At 44.0% G+C, this 26,095-nt stretch carries 27 protein-coding genes; 25 read left to right on the forward strand and 2 right to left on the reverse strand.

The window, feature by feature from the left end; genetic code table 11:
• Nucleotides 1–325 precede the first annotated feature (325 nt).
• The 11 genes from FFM78_RS03120 (at nt 326) to FFM78_RS03170 (ending at nt 10,701) form a co-directional block, all read left to right on the forward strand.
• Nucleotides 326–1,189 (forward strand): phosphate ABC transporter substrate-binding protein PstS family protein, encoded by an 864-nt coding sequence (locus FFM78_RS03120; RefSeq protein WP_137636974.1) that lies wholly within the window; start codon nt 326–328, stop codon nt 1,187–1,189.
• 106 nt (nt 1,190–1,295) lie between these two features.
• The gene (gene pstC, locus FFM78_RS03125; protein WP_137636975.1) at nt 1,296–2,219 is read left to right on the forward strand and encodes a phosphate ABC transporter permease subunit PstC; all 924 of its coding nucleotides are present in this window, start codon (nt 1,296–1,298) and stop codon (nt 2,217–2,219) included.
• A complete protein-coding gene (gene pstA / locus FFM78_RS03130) occupies nt 2,216–3,115 on the forward strand; it encodes a phosphate ABC transporter permease PstA (RefSeq protein ID WP_137636976.1) in 900 nt (299 codons plus the stop codon). Before pstC ends, pstA begins: the two co-directional genes overlap by 4 nt.
• A 1-nt stretch (nt 3,116) precedes the next feature.
• Nucleotides 3,117–3,926, forward strand: a complete 810-nt coding sequence (gene pstB, locus FFM78_RS03135) for a phosphate ABC transporter ATP-binding protein PstB (RefSeq protein WP_137636977.1) — start codon at nt 3,117–3,119, stop codon at nt 3,924–3,926.
• Nucleotides 3,927–3,962: 36 nt separating this feature from the next.
• Nucleotides 3,963–4,721, forward strand: coding sequence for a phosphate ABC transporter ATP-binding protein PstB (gene pstB, locus FFM78_RS03140; RefSeq protein WP_137636978.1), 759 nt, complete (start codon nt 3,963–3,965; stop codon nt 4,719–4,721).
• Between the two features lie 52 nt (nt 4,722–4,773).
• Nucleotides 4,774–5,448: a phosphate signaling complex protein PhoU gene (phoU, locus tag FFM78_RS03145; protein ID WP_137636979.1), complete on the forward strand. Its 675-nt coding sequence runs from the start codon at nt 4,774–4,776 to the stop codon at nt 5,446–5,448.
• Between the two features lie 326 nt (nt 5,449–5,774).
• Nucleotides 5,775–6,593: an ABC transporter permease gene (locus FFM78_RS03150; protein WP_137636980.1), complete on the forward strand. Its 819-nt coding sequence runs from the start codon at nt 5,775–5,777 to the stop codon at nt 6,591–6,593.
• Nucleotides 6,578–7,351, forward strand: coding sequence for an ABC transporter ATP-binding protein (locus tag FFM78_RS03155; protein WP_137636981.1), 774 nt, complete (start codon nt 6,578–6,580; stop codon nt 7,349–7,351). Before FFM78_RS03150 ends, FFM78_RS03155 begins: the two co-directional genes overlap by 16 nt.
• Before the next feature lie 18 nt (nt 7,352–7,369).
• Nucleotides 7,370–8,395 (forward strand): ABC transporter substrate-binding protein, encoded by a 1,026-nt coding sequence (locus FFM78_RS03160; RefSeq protein WP_137636982.1) that lies wholly within the window; start codon nt 7,370–7,372, stop codon nt 8,393–8,395.
• Between the two features lie 98 nt (nt 8,396–8,493).
• Nucleotides 8,494–9,825, forward strand: a complete 1,332-nt coding sequence (locus FFM78_RS03165; RefSeq protein WP_137636983.1) for a hypothetical protein — start codon at nt 8,494–8,496, stop codon at nt 9,823–9,825.
• A gap of 12 nt (nt 9,826–9,837) precedes the next feature.
• Nucleotides 9,838–10,701, forward strand: a complete 864-nt coding sequence (locus tag FFM78_RS03170) for a class II fructose-bisphosphate aldolase (protein WP_137636984.1) — start codon at nt 9,838–9,840, stop codon at nt 10,699–10,701.
• A 117-nt stretch (nt 10,702–10,818) separates the two neighbouring features.
• Here the strand turns inward: FFM78_RS03170 and FFM78_RS03175 are convergent, their stop codons facing one another.
• Nucleotides 10,819–11,967: a diphosphate--fructose-6-phosphate 1-phosphotransferase gene (locus FFM78_RS03175; RefSeq protein WP_137636985.1), complete on the reverse strand. Its 1,149-nt coding sequence runs from the start codon at nt 11,965–11,967 to the stop codon at nt 10,819–10,821.
• A gap of 104 nt (nt 11,968–12,071) precedes the next feature.
• Entirely contained in the window at nt 12,072–13,448 is a 1,377-nt protein-coding gene (locus FFM78_RS03180) for an aldehyde dehydrogenase family protein (protein WP_137636986.1), read from the reverse strand.
• Nucleotides 13,449–13,737: 289 nt separating this feature from the next.
• Here FFM78_RS03180 and FFM78_RS03185 point away from each other — a divergent pair, with 289 nt between their 5' ends.
• From FFM78_RS03185 to lgt, 14 genes are all read left to right on the forward strand, one after another.
• On the forward strand, nt 13,738–14,553 hold the full coding sequence (locus FFM78_RS03185; protein ID WP_137636987.1) for an ABC transporter permease subunit: 816 nt from the start codon (nt 13,738–13,740) through the stop codon (nt 14,551–14,553).
• Nucleotides 14,550–15,272 (forward strand): ABC transporter ATP-binding protein, encoded by a 723-nt coding sequence (locus FFM78_RS03190; protein ID WP_137636988.1) that lies wholly within the window; start codon nt 14,550–14,552, stop codon nt 15,270–15,272. Before FFM78_RS03185 ends, FFM78_RS03190 begins: the two co-directional genes overlap by 4 nt.
• Nucleotides 15,269–16,498: an acyltransferase gene (locus FFM78_RS03195; RefSeq protein ID WP_137636989.1), complete on the forward strand. Its 1,230-nt coding sequence runs from the start codon at nt 15,269–15,271 to the stop codon at nt 16,496–16,498. The genes FFM78_RS03190 and FFM78_RS03195 overlap by 4 nt, the downstream gene beginning before the upstream one ends.
• Nucleotides 16,455–17,987 (forward strand): AMP-binding protein, encoded by a 1,533-nt coding sequence (locus FFM78_RS03200; RefSeq protein ID WP_137636990.1) that lies wholly within the window; start codon nt 16,455–16,457, stop codon nt 17,985–17,987. The genes FFM78_RS03195 and FFM78_RS03200 overlap by 44 nt, the downstream gene beginning before the upstream one ends.
• Nucleotides 17,984–18,949: an aliphatic sulfonate ABC transporter substrate-binding protein gene (locus tag FFM78_RS03205; RefSeq protein ID WP_137636991.1), complete on the forward strand. Its 966-nt coding sequence runs from the start codon at nt 17,984–17,986 to the stop codon at nt 18,947–18,949. The genes FFM78_RS03200 and FFM78_RS03205 overlap by 4 nt, the downstream gene beginning before the upstream one ends.
• A gap of 223 nt (nt 18,950–19,172) precedes the next feature.
• Nucleotides 19,173–19,487 carry a MazG nucleotide pyrophosphohydrolase domain-containing protein gene (locus FFM78_RS03210; RefSeq protein ID WP_137636992.1) on the forward strand — a complete coding sequence of 105 codons (315 nt, stop codon included), beginning with the start codon at nt 19,173–19,175 and terminating at the stop codon, nt 19,485–19,487.
• A gap of 205 nt (nt 19,488–19,692) precedes the next feature.
• A complete protein-coding gene (gene liaX / locus FFM78_RS03215; protein ID WP_137636993.1) occupies nt 19,693–21,147 on the forward strand; it encodes a daptomycin-sensing surface protein LiaX in 1,455 nt (484 codons plus the stop codon).
• Between the two features lie 61 nt (nt 21,148–21,208).
• Nucleotides 21,209–21,472 (forward strand): PspC domain-containing protein, encoded by a 264-nt coding sequence (locus FFM78_RS03220; RefSeq protein ID WP_137636994.1) that lies wholly within the window; start codon nt 21,209–21,211, stop codon nt 21,470–21,472.
• Nucleotides 21,472–21,756: a hypothetical protein gene (locus tag FFM78_RS03225; protein WP_137636995.1), complete on the forward strand. Its 285-nt coding sequence runs from the start codon at nt 21,472–21,474 to the stop codon at nt 21,754–21,756. The genes FFM78_RS03220 and FFM78_RS03225 overlap by 1 nt, the downstream gene beginning before the upstream one ends.
• The gene (locus tag FFM78_RS03230; protein ID WP_137636996.1) at nt 21,756–22,103 is read left to right on the forward strand and encodes a phage holin family protein; all 348 of its coding nucleotides are present in this window, start codon (nt 21,756–21,758) and stop codon (nt 22,101–22,103) included. The genes FFM78_RS03225 and FFM78_RS03230 overlap by 1 nt, the downstream gene beginning before the upstream one ends.
• Before the next feature lie 103 nt (nt 22,104–22,206).
• Nucleotides 22,207–22,653 carry a MarR family transcriptional regulator gene (locus tag FFM78_RS03235; protein ID WP_137636997.1) on the forward strand — a complete coding sequence of 149 codons (447 nt, stop codon included), beginning with the start codon at nt 22,207–22,209 and terminating at the stop codon, nt 22,651–22,653.
• Nucleotides 22,646–23,893: an MFS transporter gene (locus tag FFM78_RS03240; protein WP_137636998.1), complete on the forward strand. Its 1,248-nt coding sequence runs from the start codon at nt 22,646–22,648 to the stop codon at nt 23,891–23,893. The genes FFM78_RS03235 and FFM78_RS03240 overlap by 8 nt, the downstream gene beginning before the upstream one ends.
• A 259-nt stretch (nt 23,894–24,152) precedes the next feature.
• Nucleotides 24,153–25,169, forward strand: a complete 1,017-nt coding sequence (hprK, locus tag FFM78_RS03245; RefSeq protein WP_137636999.1) for an HPr(Ser) kinase/phosphatase — start codon at nt 24,153–24,155, stop codon at nt 25,167–25,169.
• Entirely contained in the window at nt 25,169–26,023 is an 855-nt protein-coding gene (lgt, locus tag FFM78_RS03250) for a prolipoprotein diacylglyceryl transferase (RefSeq protein ID WP_137637021.1), read from the forward strand. Before hprK ends, lgt begins: the two co-directional genes overlap by 1 nt.
• Nucleotides 26,024–26,095: the final 72 nt, after the last annotated feature.

The raw sequence follows: 26,095 nt of genomic DNA on the forward strand, positions 1-26,095 counted from the left end.
CCAGGACTTTTGTTCTGGCCGCTGATTATTTTTACTGACCGTTACGCTAGAATGTAAATTCAAAACTGATTTTTGGCATATTTTCTATTTTTGCTCCGCCTAAATCCAAGCATCAATGAGGAATTTTTGGAGGTCCGCATGCTATTATTGGATTGAGCTCCTGACAATAGTGAGCGTATTTATTTTGAATTCGACTGTAAGCGTTTCATATAGAAGATCACTGCTTTTTATGACGGATAATTTACACTATTTTTACAAAAGAAGGCATTAGATTTTACGTTAGTCTTTTATGCTTAAAGGGAATTGAAATAATGGGGGTTTTGCTGTGAAGAAGCGTATCCTACTAATCGCCGTATTACTGCTAGGTTTATTGCCGTTAACGGCGTGTCAAAGTTCAGGCAATCATGGTGAATCGATCACTATTGTTGGTTCAACTGCATTACAACCTTTGGTGGAAGCAGCAGGTGAACAATATGGTAGTGAACATTTTGGTAAATTTATTAACGTGCAGGGTGGTGGCTCGGGAACGGGCTTGAGTCAAATTCAAGAAGGGGCCGTTGCGATCGGTAATTCAGATGTTTACGCTGAGGAAAAAAGCGGGATTAATGAAAAAAAATTAGTTGATCACCGGGTAGCAGTGGTCGGCATTACGCCGGTCATCAATAAACAAGTCAAAGTCAAGAACTTAAGCTTTGCCCAATTAAAGGCAATTTTCACCGGTCAAGTAACTAATTGGCGAGAAGTTGGGGGCCCCAATTTACCAATCGTCATTGTTAATCGCTCACAAGGTAGTGGCACACGGGTTACTTTTGAAAAATGGGTCCTTCGCGGGGCCCCAGCAAAACAAGCACAAGAGCAGGAATCTACGGGGATGGTACGCCAGATCGTGGCAACAACACCAGGTGCGATCAGCTATATGGCCTTCTCTTACGTGGATAAAACGATCGCCACGGTTAACGTTGCGGGCGTAGCGCCTACCGTTAAAAATGTGACGACCAATCGTTGGCAAATTTGGTCCTATGAGCACATGTATACTAAAGGACAACCTAAAGGATTGACTAAAGATTTTATTGCTTATATTTTTAGCAATAAAATTCAGGAAAAAATGTTGCCTAAGCTAGGTTATATTCCGGTGAGCCGGATGCAGATCCAACGTGATCTGAACGGTAAAGTGACGCCAGTTAATTAGTTGAAGCCAGCCTTCTTGCGGCCAAAAAGGTGTTTGGCAGACGTATTGTCTGTAGGCCGCATCAAGAAACTAGTATTAATTATGGGAGATAAAGGAGGTTGCGCACATGGATCCAATTCGGGAAAGTCTATTGAAAAAGTCCCATCAAGCTAAGTTAGAACGTCGCGGGCGGCTACTTGGTTTATTTTGTATCAGTTTGATCGTCGTTGTTGTTGCTGCTATTTTTTACTTTGTGGCGTCACGGGGGTTAGCAACTTTTTATCATGACAAAATTAATTTATGGGATTTTTTGACTAAACAAGCCTGGAATCCGGGCACTAAAGATAGCCATGGGATTCCTGAAGTTGGGGCACTTCCAATGATCGTGGGTTCTTTTTTGGTCACGATCTTCGCTGCATTGGTGGCAACGCCATTTGCAATTGGGGCGGCCATTTTTATGACTGAAATTTCACCACGACGGGGAATGCAGATTCTAAAGCCGGTAACGGAACTATTAGTCGGAATTCCTTCCGTGGTTTATGGGTTCATTGGTTTGACGGTGGTGGTGCCTGTTATCCGTTATTTATTTGGCGGGACAGGTTTCGGAATCCTGGCCGGAACTTTTGTCTTGTTCGTCATGATCCTACCAACCGTGACCTCTATGAGTGTTGATGCTTTGCGGGCTGTACCACGGCACTATCGGGAAGCGTCACTGGCTTTAGGTGCAACGCGCTGGCAAACTATTTATAAAGTAGTGCTGCGCAGTTCTTTGCCAGGGTTACTGACGGCAATTGTTTTCGGGATGGCCCGGGCCTTTGGCGAAGCTTTAGCGGTTCAGATGGTGATCGGTAATGCTGCCTTATTGCCACACAATCTGGTTTCGCCAGCATCCACATTGACAAGTATTTTAACAATGGGGATCGGTAATACGATCATGGGTTCACTTGAAAATAATGCGTTGTGGTCGTTGGCCTTGATCTTACTGTTGATGTCGCTGGTCTTTAATCTACTGATCCGCTTGATCGGTCGGAAAGGAGCGCTGAAGCCATGAAGGTAAAGCGACAAGATAAAGTAGCAACGGTCATTTTATATTTGATCGCAGGTACCATTATTTTAGTATTAGCCTCATTATTAGCCTTTATTTTGATTCAAGGTTTGCCTCACGTTACGTGGCATTTCCTAACGACGCCAGCGCGTTCTTTTGAGGCCGGCGGCGGGATCGGTATTCAGTTATTTAATTCCTTTTATTTATTGGTGTTAGCGATGGTGATCTCAGTGCCGTTGTCCTTAGGTGCCGGCATTTATTTATCGGAATATGCCAAGAAGAATTGGTTGACGTCATTGATTCGAACCGCAATCGAAATTCTCAGTTCCTTGCCTTCAGTGGTGGTTGGTTTATTCGGTTTCTTGATTTTCGTGATTCAATTCAAATTTGGTTTCTCGATTTTATCTGGAGCGTTGGTGCTGACGGTGTTTAATTTACCGTTGTTAACGAGAAACGTCGAAGAATCCTTGGCTAGTATTTCTAGTATGCAACGCGAAGCGGGTCTAGCCTTAGGGTTGTCGCGCTGGGAAACAGTTACCCGGATCATTGTTCCTGAAGCATTACCGGGAATTACTACGGGCATGATTCTAGGTGCCGGTCGTGTTTTCGGCGAAGCAGCCGCGTTAATCTATACTGCTGGCCAAAGCGCGCCGGCGTTAGATTTCACCAATTGGAATCCGTTCTATATTGCCAGTCCGTTGAACCCGCTGCGTCCTGCAGAAACTTTGGCGGTGCATATTTGGAAGATCAATTCTGAAGGGATCATGCCGGATGCGGTGGCAGTGTCGGCCGGCGCGTCCGCTGTGTTGATCATTGCGGTCTTAGTTTTTAATTTAAGTGCACGCTGGTTTGGCCAGCATTTATATCAAAAAATGACCGGTTCCGGTAAGAAGGGGGCTTAACATGAAAACCTATGATTTAACCAAAACGGCAATTAAAACTTTTATTCCAGCTGAGCAAGAAATTGCACTGAGTACTGAAGATCTTCACGTTTTTTATGGCCTTCATGAGCAGATCAAAGGCGTCTCATTACAGTTTCCCCGGTATAAAATTTCTGCGGTTATCGGCTCTTCCGGTTCAGGTAAATCAACTTATTTACGCTCATTAAATCGAATGAATGATGAGATCCAAACAGCGCGGGTCACCGGCAAAATTATGTATCGTGGTCTGGATATCAACCAAAATAATATTGATGTTTTTGAAATGCGAAAACACATTGGCATGGTTTTTCAGCGGCCCAATCCTTTTGCTAAATCGATTTATGATAATATCGTTTTTGCTCCCCAACGTCACGGAATAAAAAATAAACAGGTTTTGGATGAGTTGGTTGAAACTACCTTGCAACAAGCCGGTTTATGGAATGAAGTTAAGGATACTTTGCATAAAAGCGCGCTAGCTTTGTCTGGTGGCCAACAACAACGCTTGTGTATTGCCCGTGCGATCGCGTTGAAGCCGGATATTCTGTTATTGGATGAACCGGCTAGTGCGTTGGATCCGATCTCCACCAGTGTAGTCGAGGATACTTTAGCGCAATTAAAAGCACAGTACACGATTATTATTGTGACGCATAATATGCAGCAAGCTGCGCGCGTTAGTGATTATACAGCCTTTTTTCACCAAGGGGTTGCGTTGGAATATGCGGAAACAAACCAGATTTTTACCCAGCCGGCCATTCAGGCTACTGACGACTATGTATCAGGACATTTTGGTTGATAACGTTTGGCTTGGTTGAGAAAAGGAGTAGCAGCGATGGCAGAAAAAATTATTACCAGTCAGGATGTTCACCTTTATTATGGGGAACATGAAGCTTTGAAAGGGATTGACCTTGATTTTACGGCCCACGAAATTACCGCATTGATCGGGCCTTCTGGTTCCGGCAAATCGACTTATTTGCGTTTACTGAATCGTATGAATGATCTGCTCCCCAATATTCGGATCACCGGGGATATTCGGCTGCATGGACAAGATATTTATGCACCGGAAACCGACGTGGTCCAATTACGCAAGGAAGTCGGCATGGTATTTCAACAGCCGAATCCCTTTCCGTTTTCGATTTATGAAAATGTGATCTATGGGTTACGCTTAGCTGGTGAGAAAAATAAAACGGTATTGGATGAGGCAGTGGAAAGCAGTCTGCAAGCTGCTGCAGTTTGGGAGGAAACCAAGGATGTGCTTCATCAAAGTGCATTGTCTTTATCTGGCGGACAGCAACAACGGGTTTGTATTGCCCGTGTTTTAGCGGTTAAACCAGCCGTAATTTTGTTAGATGAACCGACCAGTGCATTGGATCCAATTTCCAGTAGTAAAATCGAACAGATGCTGGTAAATTTAAAGAATGATTACACGATCATTATGGTCACGCACAACATGCAGCAGGCTGCCCGGTCATCAGATCGCACTGCCTTTTTTCTCGATGGGCAGTTAATTGAGTTTAATGCGACGGCTAAGTTTTTTACAGCACCGGCGCATAAGGAAAGTGAAGATTATATTTCCGGTCGTTTTGGTTAATATTGTTTAGGCCGTGACGATCATAAATTTAGTTTAAAGAGGGGGTAACGCCATGCGCGAAATATTTAGTGAAGAACTGAAGAATTTGCACGTCCGCTTCTCCGAAATGGGGATGTTAGTCAACGAAGCCGTCTACAATTCGGTGAAGGCCTTTGTCAATCACGATCGGGAACTAGCGCTAGAAGTGATACAAAATGATGAGGCCATCAATGAGCGCGAAGTTGATATTGAAAAGCGCAGTTTCGAAATGATCGCCTTGCAGCAGCCAGTGACTAGTGATCTGCGGCGAATCGTAACGATCATGAAAGCGAGTAGCGACTTAGAACGAATGGGCGATCACGCCGTCAGTATTGCCAAGTCAACGATTCGAGTCAAAGGCAAGACCCGGGTTCCTGAAATTGAAGAAGATATTGCTAATATGGCGGATATTGTAAAGCAAATGGTGGAAGCAGTGCTGAAGGCTTATGTGCAGAAAAATGATCAACAGGCCCGTAAAATTGCCCAGCAGGATCAGCAAGTTAACGCGGCTTTTCAAACGATTTATGATAAATGTATTGCTGAAATGCAACGTGATCCACAAACGGTGATCGGCAGTACCGATTATTTATTAGTGGGCACCTATCTAGAACGTGTTGGCGATTACGTTACCAATATTTGTGAGTGGATCGTTTATTTAAACACAAATAAGTTGATTGAATTAAATACAAATAATCAAGAAAAGATGTAAGGTGTACCTTTAGTAAATTTTAAATTAATAGCTAACAAATAAAACGTCGGTGAACAATAGGCCATTGCCTACTGCTTTCACCGGCGTTTTGTAGTTGCTAAAGGTGGCCTGCCTCGAATTATGCCACCTTAAAGGTTGATAACTCATTGAATAACTTAGATCGTCACTGTTAGCAGTGGCTACTTATTAGATTTAGCCCACCATTTTTGCAGGTCGGATTTCAGTACCTTTTAGACTAAGTTGTCGTTTTAAGTTGGATTTAAGTTAATGCCAGTACAATTCACTTTATCAGTTAGAACTTGTTTATAGATGAGGAGTGAACCGTTATGCAAAGTGAATTAACGCTACCAACTAAAGCACATAAAAGCAAGAAGAATAAACCATTTAAGCTACCACCTCGCGTGAAAAAGATGGCATGGTTAACTTTATCCGTTACGGTTGCGGTAGGTGTCTGGTGGTTGTTGTCCGTGATTCCCAGCACCGCGCAAAGCTTTCCCAATCCAGTCAGTGTGGCGCAAGCCATCGGGACAATGGTTGGCCGCGGTGTTTTGCTCAGCGATATTGGTTCTAGCCTGTTCTCCGTTGCTTGGGGCTTTATCTTTGGTTTTGTGCTTGCCTTACCCACAGCCATTTTGATGGCATGGTACAAACCACTAGAAAATATTATTGGTCCGTGGATTCAATTTATTCGTAGTATTCCGCCGCTGGCTTACGTTCCTTTGGTCGTTGTATCCGCAGGGATCGGGGCTAAGGCACAGATTATTGTGATCTGTATTGCAACATTCTTAGTCATGACGGTCACGATTTATCAAGGAGTTGTTAATATCGATCCGACTTTGATCAAGGCTGCGCGCGTTTTAGGTGCTCGTGATCGGGATATTTTTATTCATGTGATCGTTCCGGCAGCTACACCCTATATCATTACGGCAGTGCGTTTAGGTGCGACTACGGCTTTAACCACGTTGATCGCCGCCGAATCTACTGGTGCCGAAGCTGGTCTAGGAATGCGGATCCAATCACTGAGCCAAACCTTTGATGTGGCACCTATGATGCTTTATATCATTATCATCGGGATCATCGGCATTACGTTAGATAAATTCATTCGTCTTTTTGAAAGGAAGGTCACCAAATGGCAGGACAAATAAAATTAGCAATTCAGCATATTTCTAAAACTTATCAATCTGAGCGCGGTGAAACAACCGCGCTGGCAGATATTAATTTAAGTATTGATGAAAATGAATTTGTCACGGTGATCGGGCCTTCTGGTTGTGGTAAATCAACCTTATTAAATATTATTGCGGGTTTGGAGACCGCATCCAGTGGTCAAATTATTTGTGATGATCAGCCGGTCAAAGGTACTGGTAGTGAACGGGGCGTTGTCTTTCAGCAATACGCGCTGTTTCCGTGGTTGACGGTTCGCCAAAATGTCGCTTTTGGTTTAAAAATGCGTAAGGATAAGTCCGTAGCTGGACAGGCACGAATCGACCGTTATATTAAAATGGTTGGTTTAAGTGAGTTTGCCGGCAGTTATCCGAAGGAATTATCTGGGGGGATGCGCCAACGAGTGGCCATTGCCCGAGCGTATGCTGCTGATCCGGCAGTTTTATTAATGGATGAGCCTTTTGGCGCCTTAGATGCACAAACCCGGGGACAATTGCAAGAAGAGCTACTGCAAACTTGGGAAAAAGAACAGAAAACCTGTTTCTTTATTACCCATGATGTTGATGAAGCTATTTTATTAGGGCAACGGATCGTGATCATGGATTCACATCCGGGTACCGTCAAGGAAGTTGTTCCGGTGAATTTGCCGTATCCACGTAATCAGGAAACCCGCTTAAGTGAGGACTTTTTGGCCATAAAAAAACACGTTTGGGCGCAAGTTTATCACGCAACCGCAGTTTAGTTAAGGAGATGATCAGCCATGAAGAAAAAGTTTTGGGGCCTATTGACCCTGTTATCGTTATTAGCCCTGTTGTTGACCACGCTAGGTGGCACTGGTAACACTAAGGCAGCAAGTAAAACGGAAACGATCAAAATTGGTTATATGAATTCAGTTAATAGTGTTGGTTTAGTCGCGATCGCCAAGGAGGCCGGCTATTTTAAGGCCCAAGGGTTGAACGTTAAATTAGTTGAATTTTCTGATGGTCCTTCGATCATCGCCGCCATGAAATCTGGCAGTGTCGATATTGGTGAAATTGGGCCTGGTGCGCATACACAAGTGGCCCAAGGCAACGCTAAAATCGTGATGTTTGACGGCCTGAGTACTTCGGACAAAATTATTGCCAATAAAAAATCTGGCATTACGTCGATCAAAGATTTAAAAGGCAAAAAAGTGGCTGTTGTTGCGGGAACTACCAGCCAAGTCATTTTGGATGCAGCTTTGAAAAAAGCGGGGATGACTGAAAGTGACGTTAAGGTGGTCAGCATGAGCGTTAATTCGATCGTTAATGCGATGGTCTCTGGAAAAATTGATGCCGCTGCGACTTGGGCACCAGGAACAACTAAAATCAAAGAAAAACTTGGTAGCAATGCGATCACGTTAGCTAAGGATAGTGATTTTACAAGTTCAATGCCTTTTACTTGCTCATGGATCGTCACGCCAAGTTACGCTAAGAAAAATAAAGCAACCATCCTGAAGTTTGATAAAGCCATGTTACAAGCAATGAATTATCGTAAAAATGGTGGCAAAAATGCGGCCAAATGGATCGCTCAGCAATTGGGCCTTAGTGTCAGTGATGTGAAAAAACAGATCACCAGCACGGAAAAGATTTATTCAGCGAAACAAGTAGTTGAATTGATCAATAACGGCGAATTGTTTAAATATTATACGAAGCAACAAAAAAACTTTATTAAGTTAGGACTTTTAAAGGACAACGGCAAACTGAAAACGGCCAAGAATTACGTTATGACCGATATGATCAAGAAAGCTGCCGCCGCGATCGAATAATGGTTCGATCAATAAAAGGCTATCCAATTGACGGATAGTCTTTTATTTGAATCAGATGTGGTTTCTAAAATAATTAATTAAATGAGGAGTGTTTATTTATGGCTAATTTATTGTATATTCCCGTTGAACGGCGGTTATTTGATGCCGCCGCTGCTGATAATATTTATACGCAAATGTTGAAAGTTTTACAGCCTTATCACGTGACGGTACCGGAACATAATTTAGGAACGCCAGAAGAAATGGGTAATTTTATGACCCGAGTTAATCAGCAACACTTTGATGGCATCATTTTTCATAATACATCATTTACTGGTGCTGAGTTTATTGAACAGATCGCTGATTATTTTCCCACAACACCGATTTTACTGATCGCTTCTCGGGAGCCAAGTATCGGTGGCTGGCTGCGCCTAAATGGGGCCACTGGTTTGATCAGTACCGCGAATTCCTTGATGCGGCGTCACCATCCGTACAGTTATATTTACGGTGATCCAGATGAAACCAAGGTGCAATACAAGGTCAAAGATTTTTGTCAAAGTGTCAGTTTAAAGGCCAAATTAGCGCAGTTGAAAATTGGGGTAGTTGGTACTTACCCAGTTGGTTTTGCATTTGCCGGCGCGAATGAAGCTGCTTTAAAACGGACGTTTGGTACAGAACTGCTACATTACGAAGTGGATACAGCCTTTGCAGACGCCACGGCCTTACCAGAAACGGCTTATGCTGGCGAATTGGCCTATGCGCAAGCACACATGCGACACCTTGATCCTGAGCTGCCAGAAACCATTAAGTACGTGAAATTTGTGGCCTTAATGCGGCAATGGCGCCAGCGGGATGGCTTTAATGCCTTGGCCTCTCGTTGTTGGCCAGATTTCTTTGATAAATATGCCGCCGCACCCGGTGCGGTGTGGTCACAATTATGTGATGAAGGGCTACCGACCGCAATGGAATGTGATATTCATGGGGCTTTGGCCATGTATATTTTACAACAAATGGCCGGAACAGATACGCCGGTTTATTTAGGTGATATTTCTAGTTTTGAGCCAAGCGACAATACGATCTCTGTTTGGCATGATTATGGTCCCTTTGCGCTGGCCAATCCCAAATATGGCGTTGAAACCAGCGTCCATCCGAATCGAAAAATGCTGGTCAGTCCGCAGTTTGTTTTGAAGCCTGGCCGAGTGACCTTGCTGCGGGTACACGTTAATGCGGCTGGTGCTTACGAATTAGTTACTTTAGGGGGCACGGCCCAGGACGCGCCGGCACAATTTGACGGCGTTTCGGGGCGTATTAGGTTGGATACCCCAGTGGCAAAAGTGTTTGATGATATTGTCCGTAATGGCTACGAACAACATTATGCGTTGGTTTATGGTGACTTCACAGCGACAGTTGCACAATTAGGTGCACTTTTACAATTACCGATCCATACTTATTAGGAGGGGAACCAGATGACCTTAGTAACAACTAAAGAATTAACGCAGTCCGCCCAACGTGGACAATATGCGGTCGGTGCTTTCAATGTCACTAATATTGCGATGGCGCGTGGTGTTGTTGCGGCTGCAGAGGCCAATTGTTCGCCAGTAATCTTACAGATCGGTGAAAAACAATTGACTAATTACGTGCCCTTGGACTTAATGGGAACCGTAATGCTGACTTTGGCACGGCAGGCCAAGGTACCTATCGCTGTGCATTTGGATCACGGTTTCAGTTATGAAGTAATCATTCAAGCCTTGAAATTAGGTTTTAGTTCCGTTATGATCGACGCTTCGCAAACTGATTTTGCTACCAATATTGCCCAAACTAAAGCAGTCGTTCAAGTGGCACATGCGTTAGGGGTATCAGTGGAGGCTGAATTAGGACCAATGAACCGAGAAGGTGGTGGTACAACGGTTGACTATCGCCAGTTAGCACAAACCTACACGGATCCCCAAGCGGCTGAGCGCTTTGTGGCCGCTACCGGCACCGATCTCCTGGCGATCGCTTACGGCACCGTACATGGTATTTATTCGCAAACACCACATTTAAGTTTTGACCGCTTACAGCAAATTGCGCAATTGGTCAGTGTTCCATTAGTTGTTCATGGCGGCTCAGGTTTAGCTGATCAAGATTATCGGCGATCAATTGCCAATGGAATCTGTAAAATTAATTACTATTCTAATCTAGCTTATACAGTTGCTAACACGGTTAAGCAGAAATTACAACAAACAACAACCCAGGTTTTTATTTCGGATGTTGATAATTGGACGCAGCAATTAGTTCAAGCCGAAGTCAGCGCAAAATTACAGATTTTTGGTTCGGCCGGGCAAGCTTGATTTAGTGATAATTACATTTACCAGGGAATTAAAAGGCCCACCGTTAAAGTTAATTTAGCGGCGGGCCTTTTTGCTACCTTAATTAAGTTCGGGACAGCCATACATAGCTAGTAAACTTTAAGTAAAGTTCACGATCGTTGGCAGCGGGGTGTCGGCCAAACGGTTACTTAGCCAGTCAATATATTCGGCGGTGACGCCATTACCAGCTTGATTGATAAATTCGGCCGGCAATTGGCGTGTGTGCTGGGCAACAGTCGTTAGTGGGATCAAGGGGTATTGCGCCTGTTCCGCTGTACTAATACCGACCATTTGATCAGTTGCACCTGCACAAACGGCCGCAACGGCACGTTGGCCGGCGTTACTGGCCTCGGTGCGATCGCGCAAGCTCTGTTGGGTGATGCTAGCGCGGCCAGCTAAACCAGGTTTTTCACTACGCGCTTTAATGCCTAGTTCTTTTACTACTTGTTCGGCTAGATAACTACCAACTTCGCCAAAATAAACGGCGCGGCCGGCTTGAAAACGAGCAGGCACGATTGGCTGTCCGGAAGCCTGCTTTAGGCCTTCCGCGACGACAACGATCACTTCATGTTTTTGGGCGTAGATTCGTTGCACATCTTGGAGAAATTGTTGCAGGGAAAAAGGTCGTTCGGGAACGTAAATCAGATCAGGAGCTAGCCGACCGCCTGGCTGATCGGCTAAGGCCGCTGCCGCTGCTAACCAACCAGCATCGCGACCCATTAATTCAATAATACAAACATGAATCGGTAAGCTGACGACGTCGGCAGCAATTTCGCGCACTGTTTGGCGAACATAATTTGCGGCACTGAGAAAGCCAGGCGCGTGATCAAGACCATTTAAATCGTTGTCGATGGTTTTGGGAATGCCGATCACTTTAATAGTGGTCGCAGCGGCCTGACAAGCTTGTGCTAAATGATGACAGGTAGTCATCGTGCCGTTCCCGCCAGTCAGCAACACATAATCAATCGCCTGTTTTTCAAGTTGAATGACTAGATCGGCGTAATCTTTGGCTGTCAACGGTGTGCGTGAGGAGCCGATCGCACTTCCAGGTGAGTGTAATAGCGCCGCAATTTCTTGTGGCGAACGGTTACTAAGCTCAATAAAATCGGCGGTCACTAAGCCAGCGATGCCGTTACGAGCCCCTAAAACCTGCAAATGCTGTGCTTGGCCCGCCTTGATCACGCCGTATAACGAACTATTTAAAACGGCGGTCGGGCCGCCACCGTGGATCACTAACAAACGTTGCATGGTAAAGCCTCCTCATCCAGACTATAGCCTGAAATTTTTGTGGTTAATATTTTTTAATGTTATTACGGTTAAAATTCAGTTCGCCGTATTTTTAGCTCCTTATTTTAGTAAGCAATAACTTTCTGGTTGGCAAATTCAAATAATGCCTGTTCACTCATTTCGCGGCCGTAACCAGAGTTTTTGACGCCGCCAAATGGTAATTCGGGTTGCGCAACGGCCTGCTGATTAATAAAAATTTGGCCGGTTTCCAGCTGGGCGGCTATTGCTTGTGCATGTTTAGTGGCGCCGAAAACGGTGCCTGCTAACCCGTATTGTGAGTGGTTGGCCAGTGCAATTGCCGCTTGGTCAGAAGCCACAATGTGTAATTGGCCCACAGGTCCAAATAGTTCTTGATCAAAGATCGGGTTTGTGGCAGTGATGTCGCCTAATAAAACTGGTTTGAAAAAATAACCGGGTTGATCAGGTACGAGGCCACCTGGGACTAAAACGGTGGCCCCGTGTGCAATGGCCAAATCAACTTGAACTTGGATTCGTTGTTGAACGGTCTGCGAGGCCAAGGGTGCTAATGTGGTCGTTTCATCCCGTGGATCGCCGATTTTTTGCTGGGCAAAGGCAGCTTTAACGGCGGCCGTAAAAGCAGGGGCAACTGCTTGGTGGACGATGAAACGCTTAGCGGATACACAAACTTGGCCGGCATTGCGTAGGCGTGAGCCGACTGCTGCAGCGGCGGCAGCTGGTACATCTGCATCAGCTAACACGATAAAAGCATCATTGCCACCTAACTCTAACGTTGATTTCGTTAGTGCTTGTGCGGCCTCACTGGCAACTGCCCGACCAGCACGCGTTGAGCCGGTTAAGGCTACCCCTTGGACTCGTTGATCAGCGATCACTGTGGCGGCCTGTTCGTCCGTTAAAAATAAGTTTTGTAAAGCGGCAGGCTCGATCCCGGCAGCCTGAACCATTTCAGTGAACAATAAGGCACAATCCGCAACACTGGAAGCGTGTTTGAGAATAACTGGGTTACCTAAAATAAAATTAGGCGCAAAAACCCGCATAACTTGTGTATAGGGGAAATTCCACGGTTCGATGGCTAGTACAATACCGGTGGGCTCGTAACTAATTTGAGCTTGCTCGACACCTTGATATTGGCGAATATGCGGTTGTAAGGCCGCAGCACCATGATCGGCATAGTAGTTAGCAACCCCGATGCTGCCATTGATTTCGGCGCGACTTTCTCGTAGTAACTTGCCCATATTAGCCGTTGCCGTAGTGGCCAAGCGAGTTGCATTCTGTTCAAAAATCGTGGCCAAACGCTGTAATTGGCGCGTGCGAGCCTGGACGCCAGCAAAGCCTAATTGCTGAGTCGTTTGGTAATAAGCATTACCGACAGCTAAAGCCTTATTGATCGTTGCGGTGGTTGCTGTTGTATACGTAGCAATGATTTCTTCAGTATAAGGATCAATCGTTTGATAATTTGCCATAATGTATTCCTCCATAATAGTGTCGGCCAAAAATTCGGCTAGCTTTAATACCAAACAGTATACAAAGGCTACCTCAAACCAACCTTAAAATAGTTTTAGAGATCTGACCGGCAACTATTTAATGGCAACAGGGCGAAAAAAGTAAGTTGGATTGGTGCGACGTATTATGACTTAGATTTTCATATTTAATGAACTAAAAAATCTGGTGTAAAAAAATAATTACTTTTAAGTTGGGTTTAAGTTTATCCAGCTATGCTTATTTTCAATTAATCAATGGAGATGAGTAAAAATGGAAAACGTAGCGGCATTTGGTGCAACGCGTCCCCATAAACGACAACACTTAACTTGGCAAAAATTTTTACCGTGGCTGATCCCCGTTATGCTAGTCGGTTTCTGGCAGCTAGCGGTCAGCGCAAATTGGATCAGCAGTAGCTTATTACCGTCACCGCTCGCCGTTATTCAAGATGGGATCGCACTTTGGCAAACAGGTGAATTACCTAAAAATATCAGTATCAGTCTTTATCGTGCGACTGCCGGTTTTGTCATCGGCGGCAGTATTGGTTTCTTACTTGGTTTAGTCAACGGACTTTCTAAAGTTACCCGAGCACTATTCGATTCTTCGATTCAAATGTTGCGCAATATTCCGCATTTATCGTTGATCCCAGTGGTGATCATTGCCTTAGGTATCGGTGAGACCGCGAAAATTTCGTTGGTCGCCGTTGGGGTGATGTTCCCGATCTACATTAATACGTTCCACGGTATTACTAGTATTGATCCAGAATTATTAGAAATGGGGCATGCGTATGGATTATCCAAACGGGCTCTGTTAACAAAAATTGTTTTTCCTGGCGCTTTGCCGACGATTTTAGTGGGTGTTCGCTACGCTTTAGGTGTGATGTGGACCACTTTGATTGTGGCCGAAACGATTTCTTCTAGCTCTGGTATTGGTTATATGGCAACTAATGCGCAAGAATTCATGAATATGGATACCGTGTTATTATGTATCGTCATTTATGCCTTATTAGGTAAATTCTCTGATTTAGTGGCTAAGGCGCTGGAAAATATTTGCTTAGACTGGCAGAAAGCGGGGCGCATTGAACAATGATCAAACCATTATTAACCCTAGAGCAAGTTGGTAAGAATTATGGAACTAAAGTGGCCTTACACAACGTTAATTTTAATATTTACCCCGGCGAGTTCATGGCCTTAGTCGGGATGAGTGGCGGTGGCAAAAGTACGATTCTTCGCTTGATCGCTCAGCTAGAACAACCAACCGCCGGGCAGATTCAATTTAATGATCCAGCGACAACGATGCGAGTCATGTTTCAAAATGATCGCCTTTTACCATGGATGACTAATTTAGAAAATGTTTCCTTTAAAAGTAGTGATAAACAGGAACAACAACGTGCGCTGGCCATGTTAAATGAAGTTGGGTTGGCCGATTTTGCGGCTAGTTATCCCGGCCAGTTATCTGGTGGGCAAAAGCAACGTTTGGCGTTAGCGCGAGCATTAATGGCCAAGCCACAATTACTGTTGTTAGACGAACCATTAGGTGCCTTAGACGCATTGACGCGACGTAAAATGCAGGACTTTATTGCCGCGATCTGTGCCAAGCAACACTTAACGACTTTGTTGATCACACATGATGTAACGGAAGCTGCTCGAATGGCGGACCGGATATTGGTTGTTAAAAATGGAACTAATGTTTATGAAGCAGATGGTGCTAAAAATCAAGATGAAGCAACGATCGCAACCGTGGCAGAAGAAGTTCTTAACGTGATTTTACACGCGCCGGCAACTGCGGCTAGTGTTGAGGGGAGATGACAACACTGACGAATACCCAAGTAACAGCTAAGAAGAAACGCCCTTACTTATATGAAGTTGATTTTATGCGGATCTTCTTTATTTTCGGGGTGTTATTAAACCATACGACTACAACGTTTGCGGCCCAAATGACCAACGCAACTGGTTGGCCCCATCTGCTTTTACTCAGTACGCATTTACTGATCCATTTCACCCGGATGGGCTTCATGTTTATGACGGGGTTAGTTTTAACTTTAAATTATTATCACCGTGACAATTGGCCAAGCTTTTTTAAAAAGCGTTTTGCTGGTTCTGGTTGGCCGTATTTATTATGGAATTTGGTTTTAATGACTTTGGCCACCTTAGTCAGTGTACCTGGTTTTTCTTGGACTAATTTTGGGTCCACTTATCTAGATGCGTTGCTCCACGGGGATCAATTCTATATGTATTATATTTTAGTCACTTTACAATTGTATCTTTTGTTTCCATTCATCGTTAAATTATTTAAGCGGTGGACTAAAGGCCACAATAAAATTCTGTTGATCAGTTTTTTAATTCAATTAGGATTGATGTTTGCCATTAAATATGGACTGCCACACATTGATGATAGTCATTGGCTTTGGTGGTTCCGTGCGTATGGTGTTAATGTCTTCACTTATCAATTTTATTTTATTTTTGGTGCGTATACGTCCTTACATTATCAAGAAGTCAATGCGTTTATCCAACGCCACATTAAGGCAATCGCTACAGTGACGATCACTTTAGGTGTGGGGACCGTTGCCTACTATGCTTGGAACCGTGGCGTTCTTGGCCTATCCCACACGGCCGCCGTTTCGCCACATCAGCCTTACATGTTGATTTATGACAGTATGATGATCATCTTTGTCTTTTGGATCGGTAAGGCCTACGCTTACTGGCGGCAACATGGCATTTGGCCTTGGTTTGAAAAATTTGTTCGGAATGGTGCCAAAGTATCTTTTGGCATCTATTTAGACCAAATGATCGGCTTAACTATTTTAAGTTGGTTGTTAAGCTTCGTCAGTGTTCCTGATTGGGTATTTTTAATTTTGATCCCAGTCGGTTATCTATTGGTTGTCGCGATCTCCTTTGGTATTGCGTGGTTCTGTTATCGCGTACCGCCATTTGGTATTATGATCGGTCGCCCGCAAGTGCATTTGTTTAAAAAGAGAGGAATGGTGCTTCATGACCAAACTAACAAATCTATTATCACAACAACTCAAAAATAATTTAGATCAGCCTGTCATTAAAGATGAAAACTTAGGAATTTGGTTCACTGGTTTAGATCTACAAGATGACGTTCATCAGTTACGTAATGCTTTTGTGGCCAACAAGTTAGGGTATGGTGATCAAATTCTAGTCTGTCTACCTAATTCCGCTGTTTTCCCAGTGATCAATCAGGCAGCCTGGGAATTAGGAATCATTGTTCATCCAATTTCACCAACAACCCCGATCGCGGAATTACGGGCCGATTGGCGAGCACGGCACTACGCGGGAATTTTACTTGCACCGGCTTTAGCGGTGGCTTTAGCGGGAGCTCCGTTTGTGGCTAATGACCTACATTTGCACACGGTAGCCGAATTGCCGTTTTTAGTCGATCGCCAGCAAATCGCGGGCCGTCTTACTACCAGCACCTATTTGCCGCAAGAAGATGATCTCGGCTTGATCCTAAATACGTCTGGGACCACCGGCAAGCCTAAGCGTGTCGGGCTGACCCACGCCATGTTGGTCAACGCAGCGCAGAATGATATTGTCAGCAATCATATGACTGCCGCTGATGTAGCGATGATCACCATGCCGATGTTTCACATCAACGCGCAAGTAATGTCCACGTTATCCACGCGCTTAGCTGGCGGAAAGATTCTGGTTACACCGAAATTCAGTGCCAGCCGGTTCTGGCAGCAGGTCAAAGATAACGGCGTCACGTGGGTGTCGGTCGTTCCTACGATCATAACGTTCTTGTTGTTAAATGATAATGCCAATCGAGTTTATCGGGAAAATGCGGAAGATATTCATTTACGTTACGTCCGCTCATCATCTTTTGCTTTACCAGAAGATAAATTGCGCGCTTTTCAGGATAATTTCAACACCTTAGTGATCGAAGGCTACGGCATGACCGAAGCCGCTAGTCAATGTACGATCAATCCTTTTGATGCACCTAAGATTGGTTCAGCGGGTAAAGCTTTCGGAACCGAACTCAGTATTTTAGTGGATGGCGTGATCACCACCGAAGCTAATGTGCTCGGTGAAATTGTCATCAAAGGCGACCATGTGATCACGCAGTATATGGATCCTAACCCGGATTCCTTTAAAGATGGGTGGTTCCTGACTGGTGATCTTGGCTATCTAGATGAGGAGGGCTATTTATTTGTTAAGGGTCGTAGCAAGGAAATTATCAGTCGTGGCGGTGAAAAAGTTGCGCCAGCAGCGGTGGAAAACGTGTTAAATGAACTGGCTTTTATCGAACAACTTTCGGTGATTGGTATGCCTGATGAGCTGTATGGTGAAGAAGTAACTGCCGTGGTGATCAGTACGACACCCGGTTTACATGAAGCCGACCAGCGCCAACAAATTTTGGATTATGCACAAGATCATTTGGCCAAATATGAATCCCCAACGCGGGTCGAATTTGTCCGTGAATTTCCGCGCAATATGACCGGTAAGGTTTTACGGCCGCAATTACGGGAACAACTATTAACAGCAGGTGTGGCTAGATGAAAAAGCACCGTTGGAAGCTAGGCTTATTATTAATTGCGTTGATCGCGTGGCTCGGTGTTGCCTTTTATGGCTATCGCCAGACGGACTCCAGCCACAGTAACTTAACGACAGTGACCATTGGCTATCAAAAAGGTGATCCAGTGGACATTTCACAACAACGCGGCGAATTGGCCAAAAAAATGAAGGCAAAAGGTTATAAAGTTGTTTTTAAGGAATTTTCTGACGGTACGGCGCTGATCACTGCCTTGAAATCAGGTAATATCAACTACGCCCGACTTGGTGATACACCGCCAGTCACGGCGCAGGCCAGCGGAATGAATTTGGTTTATGTTGCTGCCGGTGCCTCCAAAGAAAATGGTTCTGGTATTTTGGTTAAAAAAGGCGCCAGTATCAACAGCTTAAAGGATCTAAAAGGAAAACGGATCGCTTATACTAAAGGAACTTCCGCGCAGTTTTTGATCCTCCAGGCTTTGAAAAAAGCTGGCCTAACAACTGACGATGTGACGTTGGTTAATATGGATCAATCGGCGGCCAGCGTGGCCTTTGCAAAGGGTAAAGTTGACGCGTGGGTTACTTGGGATCCGTTCACTGCTACGGCGGAAGTCGAGCAAAACGCTAAATTATTAGTTGATGGCACTGGCCTGTCGAAGAATCGTGATTTTGTGGTTTCCACCAGCAGCTATGCCAAGGCTCATACCGCAGTCAGTAAATATTTAGTTAGTTATTTGGCGGACGATATGCAATGGGCAACTAAGCATCAGAATAAATTGATCACGATGATGAGCAAGTCACTACATCTATCAAAAACGGTGATCAAAAAGCAAGTTGGTCGCCGAACCTTCTCCATGGGAAAAGTCACCAATTCAATCGTGAAGGAACAACAAAAAATTGCTGACGTTTTCTATAATGCTGGTTTGATCGATAAAAAGATCAAAGTTAAGGATGCGTTAGTCGATCAATAGAATTAAAGGGGTATTTGCATTTAGCAAATACTCTTTTTTTATAAAAATTGATGGGGAGCACAACAAAAAAATAAATGAAGGTGGCCTACTTTTTAGCGGGATTAAAAATCGCTGATTTGATCGATAAGAAAGCACGGTCAGGAGTATGTTACTCGTGTTCTAGTCTGGAGAAGGACTATACTAGAAAGGAGAATTTGCGTGAAAAAGGCTGGCGACTAGGTATTTGCAACTTGATGGTCATCAGAAATTGTTAGGTGGTTTCTATAAAATTCATAATTGGTATCATGATTCGCCGTTTATTCGCTTAAACTTTTTAACGGAAGAAGTTGGTGAATTATCACAAGCCATGCGCGCGATCGAAATTGGTCGTGATCATCCAGGTGAAAAAAATAAACAGGAAGCCTTAGTGTATAATCTAAAAGAAGAGTTGGCAGATGTTTTGGAGCAAGTTTTAATTAGCGGTAGTAAATTTAATATTGATCCTGACGTATTGCTGGAACAAAGTGAGAATAAATTAAGGCAAAGATGCCATCAATAAAACATGACCATAAAGTTATTTATGATCACAGTGCTCTAGTCGGTCATGTAGTTCCACCAAATAGCTGAGCGGAAAATCCAACTTAGGTCCTATGCATTTTTGTGCGCAGCACGCCATAATAGAGTCATGGCAAAAGAAGTCGTTATTGCCCTTAAACTTTGAATTTAAATAATGCTTTGCTTTATAGCCCAAGGAGGACATTAACATGAATGAACGCGAAAGAATTCTCGATTTAGTCAAACAAGGCGTCATCTCAACTGAAGAGGCGTTAATGTTATTAGAAAATTTAGCGCAAGATAAAAGTACAGCTGAACAAAAGACAACTACTGAACAAAAAACACCGCCAACTGAGTCGGCCGAAACAACAACCGATAATACGCAGGCGCTGGATGAACTTCAGGACCAATTAAAGGCGGTTGAAGCGCAATTAAAGGACGCTCAACATGACTTAAAAGGCCAACAAGAACATTTACAGGTGTTGGATACCATGGAAGACCTGGAAACCTTATCGGCCGATAAATTAGCGGAACGCGATCAAACCAAGGAAGCTATCGGTAAAGCAGAAAGTCAGATCGCTATTTTAAATGATGAAAAGGCTGGACTACAAAAACAACTTGCCGCATTGCATAAAGCACAACGGGATCACTATAAAGAACGGTTAGCTAATAAATTAAACTTAGGTGATGATTGGAAAGATAATGCCACCGATACTTTAAACCAAGTAGGTGAAAAGGTTGGTGATGCTAGTACCCAGTTAGGTAAATTCATTAAAAACACTGCGCAGACGATCATGGAAAACGTGGATTGGAAAGAAGTGAACATCCGCGTCCCTGGTATCGCAACGACTAAGTTTGATCATGACTTTATTTATGAAACCGCCAGTGCTACGATTTTAGACGTTAAAGTGGCCAATGGTGATGTTAATTTTAAAACTTGGGACAGTCCCGATATTAAAGTTAGCGCCCACGTGAAATTGTTTGGTAAAATGGAATCAGATAGTCCGTTGGAAAACTTCCTACAACGTAGTGAGTTAGCTAACACTGCCGATACGTTAACGTTTAAAGTACCAAACAAACGGATCCAAGCTGATTTAACGTTTTATTTACCAGAACGAACCTACGACCACACAACGATCAAGTTATTGAATGGCAATGTGACTTTAGAGGGCTTTGAAGGTGACGACTTATTTATTAAGAGTACCAACGGTCAGCTGACTTTCAATAGTGTCAATGCCTCAATGCTTGAAGTTGAAGGAATTAACGGTAATATTAAAGTAAACGGTGGTCGTTTGATCGACGCCTTGGTCAACACGGTCAATGGTGAAGTTCGTTTTGTTAGTAACGTGGAATCAGCGGAATTGACCACGGTCAATGGCGATGTTAAAGCGACGATCACCGAAAATACGCTGACTAAATTAGTGGCGAGCTCGGTTAACGGTAGCGTCAAGGTTGCGGTGCCAACGGCTTTAGCATTAGCAGGTAAAAGTAAGACGCGCTTTGGTGCGATCAAAACCCGACTTAGTAATGTGGAAGTACTAAATGAACGTCATAACACGGGTAATTCGGTTTATGATTTTGAACGGGATCTAGGGGATACGCCGGCAAAGCTAGAATTAAGTACGACTTCTGGTAATATTTTGTTAAAAGATACCCAAGAATAAATGCGCTGGGGACCGCTTGTCCAGGTAAGTCAGCGCAATTCATCTGTGAGGAGCGATCAAAATGGCAGAAAAACGTTTATATAAATCAGAACAGCACGTTATTAGTGGGGTGCTTGGTGGCATTGCTGAGTATTTCAATATTGACCCGACGTGGGTACGCGTCATTTATGCTGTTGTAACTTTCTTTACCGTCGGCTTTCCCGGAATCGTATTATACGTCCTTTTGACTTTGGTGATTCCAAGCCGACCGCAACACCCAGACTATCAAGCGCAAGATAGTACTGAGCAACAAAGTACTGATGATAGTGATTGGAGTGATTTCTAATGCCGTTTCTATTTTTTCTTTTTCTAAGTCCGTTACTGATTCTGTTAGCCGTGGTGCTACTATTTACATTACGAATATTGGCGGTACCGTTACTGATTTTGTTTTTCATTTTAATGATTACGCGGCGACGTCATCACTATGGTCGGAGTCAATGGACGCAGCAGCAACAGTGGCAACGTTATGGTCGAACTGAGTATCGCCAACATCACCATGAACAACGCCAGCGGCAGCGTAAAAATGCTCGTGACGTTAAGGTTCAAGATGATGATTGGAGTGACTTCTAATGGGTTTTTGGAAACGTGTCTTAGTTAATGCGTTGATTTTCTTAGCGCTGGCTGGTTTCTTTCCCCATTTGATCTATGTTTCCAGCATTTGGATGGCCCTAGGCGCAAGTTTAGTGTTGGGTGTACTAAATGCTTTGATCAAACCAGTTTTGCTGATTTTATCGTTACCGATCACGATTTTGACCTTAGGTTTGTTCAGTGTAGTGATCAATGCCATTATGTTGCAGCTGACCGCTTGGTTTGTTGGTAGCGGCTTTGCCTTTAGTGGTTTTGGTGCTTCGATTCTAACTGCAGTTATCATTTCGTTGGTCAATGCGATCGTCAGTGATCGTTTTGCCCGTGATTAAATCAAAAAAACGTTGCCGAAATTATCCGGTAACGTTTTTTTGTGCTTGTTAATAGTGTTTTATTATTTTATAATGTATGTACATTATAAAATGGAGATGGACTATGAGTATTCAACAACCAACCTTTATGCAAAATTGTTTGTATTTTACGGCCAATCATTTGCAACGTGAACTGGAGCAACTAGCTGCTAAAAGCTTTGCCAGCACAAAAATGGCCCCAGCCTATACCTATTTAACTTTGATGATCGAGGCTAATCCTGGCATTACGATGACTGAATTGGCATTAGCATTTGATTATGAACAATCAACGTTATCACGCTTATTGCAGAAATTAGGTGGACAAAAATGGCTGCGTAAGCAACGGCAGGGTCATCAAACGCAACTTTATTTAACGACAACGGCCAATACGATTTTGCCGACGATGCACCGCGCGTTAAATGATTTTCGTCAACGATCTGATCAATTAATGGGTGGTCGATCCCAAAAATTGGCTGTAGCTCACGCGATGGCTCGGGCAACGCAACAGGCTAAGGCGGTGGCCTATGAGTAAACGCCGTTGGTACGGGTTAACTTTATTTATTGGGTTTTTAGTGTTATTAATTTCTGCTAGTGTGCGGGCATTACCGGCAACTTTCGTGCTACCTTGGCAGCAAAGCTTTAATTGGAGTCGCGGTGCAGAATCGGCGGTGATCGCTATTGGCACACTACTATTTGGGTTGATCGGTCCTTTTTCGGCAGCCTTTTTGCAGCGTTATGGTGCTCGCAAAGTCGGCAGTGTTGCTTTACTGATCTTGGTGATTGTAACGGCCATATTGCCATTCATGCATCAATTGTGGCAAGCGGCATTACTGGTGGGCCTATTGTCAGGAACTATGACGGGGATGATCGCTGATGTTTTTGGTATTTATATTGCTAACAATTGGTTCAAGAAAAATCACGGTTTAGTGCTGGGCTTATTTACAGCTAGTTCTTCAGTTGGGCAGCTGGTGGTTTTACCGATTTTCACAACCTTGATCGCTCACCATGGTTGGCGGTATACGGCGCTGGTTGTGGCAGGCGGTGTTTTCTTAGTTTGGTTGGCCAATCTACTGTTGATGCGTGATTATCCGCAACAAGTTGGACTACCGATCTTAGGTAAAACGCAGCTAACTACACCAAGCTATCCGGCACTTGATCTGCGTAGTGTACTTATGCAACCGTTGCAAGCTTTACGTTTGGCGCTTAAAAGTAAGGTCTTCTGGCTATTGGCATTGCCATTTTTTGTTTGTGGTGCGTCAACGTCTGGTTTGATCGGTGTTCATTTTATTGCGGCGGGCCACGATTATGGGCTAAATGCGATTCATTCAGCCAATATTTTAGCGGTGATGGGGGTGTTTGATATCTGCGGATCGTTGTTAGCTGGTTGGTTGACGGAAAAAATTGATTCGCGGCTGATTTTAGCAGTTACATATGGGTTACGTGGGATTGCCTTATTCTTACTACCACTGGCCTTTCACCAAGGCGGGTTGGTGCTGATCCTGTACGCAATTTTATTTGGTCTCAGTTGGAACGCCACCGTTTCACCGACGATCAAATTGATCAGTGCCAATTTTGGTTTACACCGTTCTGGTATTTTATTTGGTTGGGTCTTTGTTGGTCATCAAATTGGTGGCGCCTTGATGGCTTACATTAGTGGCGCCGTTCATGACAGTGTTCATAGTTATGTGATGGCCTTTTTTATGGCTGGATTTATGTGCCTGATTGCTACTTTATTAGTGATCGTGGTGCCACAACCAGATTTAAAGAAATAATGAATTGTCATTGGCGCGGCCTAAACAGGCAGCACAATGACTTTTTTTGTTAGTTACGAATGTAACAGTTTATGAAAATGACCTTTTCACAAGAATGAGTGCGCTATCGTACGCTAAATGTTAAAATATAAATCAGAAGTATAAAAAGTGTTACGGCTTGTATCACCGGCAATAAAAATCTAGTAATTACTAAAACAGCAGCTAAAATTATTGGCGACCAGGTAGTTGGTCGCTGTTATTGAGATAGGAGTTAAATCAAATGGTGCAAAGTGTCAAAGTAAGTGAGTTGGTGACTCGTGCTAATTTAGAAGTTTATGCTGGCGCAGAGTTTTTAAAAAAACGGCAGATCACCGTCAGTGATATCTCACGACCGGGGCTGGAATTAACCGGTTATTTTAATTATTATCCGCATGATCGAATCCAGTTGTTTGGCCGAACGGAGATCTCTTTTGCCAAAAAGATGATGCCGGAAGAACGGTTAATGATTTTCCGAAAAATGTGTGGCGTGGACACACCAGCTTTTATTGTCTCACGTTCTTTACCGGTACCAGCAGAAATGTTGCAGGCCGCCAAGGAAGCTGGCATCCCCGTGCTGGGTTCCAAGCTAGCAACCACACGACTTTCTAGCTTGATGACTGATTATTTAGAAGGACGCTTAGCTGAACGCCGCTCGTTACATGGTGTTTTAGTCGACATTTATGGAATTGGTGTGCTGATCACTGGTGATTCTGGTGTGGGCAAAAGTGAAACTGCGTTGGAGTTAGTTAAACGGGGGCACCGGTTGATCGCTGATGATCGGGTAGAGGTTTACGAACAGGATGAACAAACTTTGATTGGCGAAGCGCCAGCAATTTTACGACATTTATTGGAAATTCGGGGCATCGGCATTATTGATGTGATGAATTTATTTGGCGCTGGGGCTGTGCGCAGTGATACGCCAATTCAGGTGGTTATGCACTTGGAAACTTGGACGGCTGACAAGAATTTTGATCGTTTAGGTAATGGTGAAGAGACTATGCAGATTTTTGATGTTACTTTACCGAAAATTACGATCCCAGTTAAAATCGGTCGTAATTTGGCGATCATTATTGAAGTGGCGGCAATGAATTATCGGGCTAAAACGATGGGGTACGATGCGACCAAAACTTTTGAGTCCAATTTAAATCAATTGATCCAACAGAATACACTAGAGGATGAGGCCGATGAGGCTAATAAGGCAAATGATGCCTTGCCTAATTCACCAACTAAACCAGATAAGGATGGTGGCCAAGCTTGATAATAGCAGCATTAAATCCAATTGCGCTGCGCTTGGGTCCGCTAGAAATTCACTGGTATGGGGTGATCATTGCTACCGGAGTTGTTTTAGCGGTGGTTTTAGCCATGCGCGAAGCAGAGCGGCGCTTGGTTTCTACTGATGATCTATTCGATATGATCTTATGGGCGTTACCGTTTGCCTTGATCGGGGCACGAACCTATTACGTGTTGTTTGAGTGGCCGTATTACGCAGCTCATCCTGGAGAGATCATCGCTATTTGGCATGGTGGCATGGCTATTTATGGCAGTTTGATCGCTGCGGCAGTTGTGGTGCTGATTTTTTGTCGTAAACGGCAGTTACCGGTTTGGTTGGTGCTGGATATTGCTGCGCCAACAGTTTTGCTGGGCCAAGGGATTGGTCGCTGGGGTAACTTTATGAATCAAGAGGCCTTTGGTGCCAAAACAACACTTAGCTTTTTGCAAGGACTGCATTTACCTGATTTTATTATTCAGCAAATGTATATTAGCGGGGCTTATCGGCAACCAACATTTTTATATGAATCGTTGTGGGATCTTTTAGGCGTGATTTTATTATTGAGTCTGCGCCACCGCAAACACTGGTTTAAACAAGGAGAAGTTTTCTTAGGCTACGTTACCTGGTATGCTTTTGGTCGCTTTTTCATCGAAGGAATGCGTACAGATAGTTTGATGTTGTTTGGCGGTTTGCGGGTATCACAGTTGTTATCGGCAGTTTTATTTGTTGGTGCGTTGATTCTCTGGTTCGGCCGTCGTTATTACCAACCGTTGCTAGCTGATTACTTAAGTGGCAACCAGTTGACCTCTGCCGCACGGGCACAAAAAGATAATGCACATTAAGTTAATCATAGACACCCAGTTCAATTTGGATGACCGCATTAATGGCACAGTAATTTTATAGATGAAAAGGAA

Origin of the sequence: Loigolactobacillus binensis, from assembly GCF_005405165.1 — a bacterium.
In the GTDB taxonomy this organism is placed as follows: domain Bacteria; phylum Bacillota; class Bacilli; order Lactobacillales; family Lactobacillaceae; genus Loigolactobacillus; species Loigolactobacillus binensis.